Genomic DNA, 3,741 nt, shown 5'->3' on the forward strand with positions numbered 1-3,741 from the left:
GGTTTCCTGCGCGTCCGCTCCTTGAGAACTCAACAGCGTGCCGAAAGTCAGTGCCAAGTAATACCCCGTGTTCTGGCCACTTCTGGTGGTTGGGGCTGGGATTCCTTTGGTTGATTGATATCGCGAGTGTCAGCTCGCGGTTCTCAGCTGCGATCAAATCATCTACGGAGAGTTTGATCCTGGCTCAGGACGAACGCTGGCGGCGTGCTTAACACATGCAAGTCGAACGGTGAACTCCGCTTGCGGGGGGATCAGTGGCGAACGGGTGAGTAACACGTGGGCAACCTGCCCTCAGCTCTGGGATAACTCCAAGAAATTGGGGCTAATACCGGATATGACCGCTGACCGCATGGTCTGGTGGTGGAAAGATTTATCGGCTGGGGATGGGCCCGCGGCCTATCAGCTTGTTGGTGGGGTAGTGGCCTACCAAGGCGACGACGGGTAGCCGGCCTGAGAGGGTGACCGGCCACACTGGGACTGAGACACGGCCCAGACTCCTACGGGAGGCAGCAGTGGGGAATATTGCGCAATGGGCGAAAGCCTGACGCAGCGACGCCGCGTGGGGGATGACGGCCTTCGGGTTGTAAACCTCTTTCAGCAGGGACGAAGCGAGAGTGACGGTACCTGCAGAAGAAGCACCGGCCAACTACGTGCCAGCAGCCGCGGTAATACGTAGGGTGCAAGCGTTGTCCGGAATTATTGGGCGTAAAGAGCTCGTAGGCGGTTCGTCGCGTCGGCTGTGAAATCCCGAGGCTCAACCTCGGGTCTGCAGTCGATACGGGCGGACTTGAGTTCGGCAGGGGAGACTGGAATTCCTGGTGTAGCGGTGAAATGCGCAGATATCAGGAGGAACACCGGTGGCGAAGGCGGGTCTCTGGGCCGAAACTGACGCTGAGGAGCGAAAGCGTGGGGAGCGAACAGGATTAGATACCCTGGTAGTCCACGCCGTAAACGTTGGGCGCTAGGTGTGGGGGCCATTCCACGGTCTCCGTGCCGCAGCTAACGCATTAAGCGCCCCGCCTGGGGAGTACGGCCGCAAGGCTAAAACTCAAAGGAATTGACGGGGGCCCGCACAAGCGGCGGAGCATGTTGCTTAATTCGATGCAACGCGAAGAACCTTACCTAGGCTTGACATGCACGGAAATCCTCCAGAGATGGTGGGTCCGTAAGGGCCGTGCACAGGTGGTGCATGGTTGTCGTCAGCTCGTGTCGTGAGATGTTGGGTTAAGTCCCGCAACGAGCGCAACCCTCGTTCTATGTTGCCAGCACGTCATGGTGGGGACTCATAGGAGACTGCCGGGGTCAACTCGGAGGAAGGTGGGGATGACGTCAAATCATCATGCCCCTTATGTCTAGGGCTGCAAACATGCTACAATGGCCGGTACAAAGGGCTGCGATACCGCGAGGTGGAGCGAATCCCAAAAAGCCGGTCTCAGTTCGGATTGGGGTCTGCAACTCGACCCCATGAAGTTGGAGTCGCTAGTAATCGCAGATCAGCAACGCTGCGGTGAATACGTTCCCGGGCCTTGTACACACCGCCCGTCACGTCACGAAAGTCGGTAACGCCCGAAGCCGGTGGCCCAACCCTTGTGGAGGGAGCCGTCGAAGGCGGGATCGGCGATTGGGACGAAGTCGTAACAAGGTAGCCGTACCGGAAGGTGCGGCTGGATCACCTCCTTTCTAAGGAGCACTTCACTACCTTCCTCGTGGGGGTGGTGCAGAGCCGCGCCCAGGACGGGACGGTCGCCCAGTACCGGGTGGCCGCGATGCTTCTGGGGTGGTGCTCGAGGGTGGAACGCTGACCAGTTCGGCCGGCAGTCTGGTGCTGCCCCTAGTACTGCGCGTCCCTTCGGGGGTGTGCGTGGAGCGGGGTGGTCCGGGGTGGTCCGGTTGTAGGCACGCTGTTGGGTCCTGAGGGAGCGGGTGACTGCTTCTTCGTGTCAGGGCCTCCTGGTTCTCGTACCGCTGCGTTCCCTGTGGGGAGGGTGGGTCTGGCGGGGACATGCGGGGGGTGGCTGGTCGTACGTTGAGAACTGCACAGTGGACGCGAGCATCTTTTGACTCTGATTAGCAGAGTTCGAGTGTGTAGGCCCGTCTCATCATTTCCTTCCGGGGGTGTGGGGCGGGATTTTTGTGTGGCCAAGTTGTTAAGGGCACACGGTGGATGCCTGGGCACCAGGAGCCGATGAAGGACGTAGGAGGCTGCGATAAGCCTCGGGGAGCTGTCAACCGAGCGTTGATCCGAGGATTTCCGAATGGGGGAACCCCGCACCAGTCATGTGGTGTGACCCGCGCCTGAACACATAGGGCGTGTGGAGGGAACGTGGGGAAGTGAAACATCTCAGTACCCACAGGAAGAGAAAACAACAGTGATTCCGTGAGTAGTGGCGAGCGAAAGCGGAAGAGGCTAAACCGATCGCATGTGATAGCCGGCAGGCGTTGTGTGGTCGGGGTCGTGGGACAGTTCAGTCGCTCCTGCCGGGGTGACGGGGAGTTATAAAAGACTTGTGTTAGTGGAAGGCCTCTGGAAGGGGTCGCCGTAGAGGGTGAGAGCCCCGTACACGAAAACTCAGTCTCTCCCGAGCTTGTTTCCCAAGTAGCACCGAGCCCGTGAAATTCGGTGTGAATCTGGCGGGACCACCCGCTAAGCCTGAATACTCCCTGGTGACCGATAGCGGACAAGTACCGTGAGGGAAAGGTGAAAAGTACCCCGGGAGGGGAGTGAAATAGTACCTGAAACCGTGTGCCTACAAGCCGTGAGAGCCTTATGCCCTTCGGGGTGGGGGTGATTGCGTGCCTTTTGAAGAATGAGCCTGCGAGTTAGCGGTACGTGGCGAGGTTAACCCGTGTGGGGTAGCCGTAGCGAAAGCGAGTCCGAACAGGGCGAATCAGTCGCGTGCTCTAGACCCGAAGCCGAGTGATCTACCCATGGCCAGGTTGAAGCGCGGGTAAGACCGCGTGGAGGACCGAACCCACCAGGGTTGAAAACCTGGGGGATGAGCTGTGGGTAGGGGTGAAAGGCCAATCAAACTCGGTGATAGCTGGTTCTCCCCGAAATGCATTTAGGTGCAGCGTCACGTGTTTCTTGCCGGAGGTAGAGCACTGGATGGCCGATGGGCCCCACAAGGTTACTGACGTCAACCAAACTCCGAATGCCGGTAAGTGAGAGCGTGGCAGTGAGACTGCGGGCGATAAGGTTCGTAGTCGAGAGGGAAACAGCCCAGATCATCGGCTAAGGCCCCTAAGCGTGTGCTAAGTGGAAAAGGATGTGGGATCGCAGAGACAACCAGGAGGTTGGCTTAGAAGCAGCCACCCTTGAAAGAGTGCGTAATAGCTCACTGGTCAAGTGGTTCCGCGCCGACAATGTAGCGGGGCTCAAGCACACCGCCGAAGCCGTGGCATTCACACGTTAGCCCGCCGGTACCTTTCGGGGTGCCGGCCAGGTGTGTGGATGGGTAGGGGAGCGTCGTGTGGCGGTGGAAGCGGCGGAGTGATCCAGCCGTGGACGCCACACGAGTGAGAATGCAGGCATGAGTAGCGAGAGGGGAGTGAGAACCTCCCCCGCCGGAAGACCAAGGGTTCCTGGGCCAGGCTAATCCGCCCAGGGTGAGTCGGGACCTAAGGCGAGGCCGACAGGCGTAGTCGATGGACAACGGGTTGATATTCCCGTACCCGCGAAGGAACGCCCATGCTGAACCCAGCGATGCTGACCCACCGACGCCGGTGCGCCCACTTGTGGGC

General features: G+C 59.6%; 2 rRNA genes (1 of these 2 only partly in view). Both read left to right on the top strand.

The window, feature by feature from the left end:
- Positions 1 to 161 precede the first annotated feature (161 nt).
- Positions 162 to 1,680: ribosomal RNA gene (locus tag O2W17_RS22165) — 16S ribosomal RNA — on the top strand.
- Positions 1,681 to 2,137: 457 nt separating this feature from the next.
- A 23S ribosomal RNA gene (locus O2W17_RS22170) occupies positions 2,138 to 3,741 on the top strand (it continues 1,624 nt past the right edge of the window).
- Together the 16S and 23S rRNA genes form the textbook arrangement of a ribosomal RNA operon.

This window comes from Blastococcus sp. VKM Ac-2987, assembly GCF_026967805.1.
In the GTDB taxonomy this organism is placed as follows: domain Bacteria; phylum Actinomycetota; class Actinomycetes; order Mycobacteriales; family Geodermatophilaceae; genus Blastococcus.